Here is a 251-nt window from a genome sequence, read left to right on the forward strand (position 1 = left end):
GGGTGCGGACCGCCGCCAACGGCACCGGCCCCGGCAACCGGAACTGGTACGCGGTGTGCGCGCTCACCGGCGGCTCCTCCTCCGACTACGACCCCGTCACCGAACAGCTCCTGGACGCCTTCCGCTGGTCGATCGCCAACCTGCGCGACATCGGCGGCGCGGGCCGCGGGATCAACCGGCACGGCGACCACCTGCCGACGTCCTGCCCGGGCAGGCTCTCCTCCTATGTGCGCAACGGCTCGCTGGAGCCC

1 pseudogene is annotated in these 251 nt (G+C 73.3%); it reads left to right on the forward strand.

Annotated features, from left to right (window positions below):
• A pseudogene (locus tag ACSNOK_RS35355) lies at nucleotides 1-251 on the forward strand (peptidoglycan-binding domain-containing protein); the annotation flags it as partial.

The sequence above is a fragment of the Streptomyces sp. URMC 126 genome (genome assembly GCF_051386555.1).
Taxonomy (GTDB): domain Bacteria; phylum Actinomycetota; class Actinomycetes; order Streptomycetales; family Streptomycetaceae; genus Streptomyces.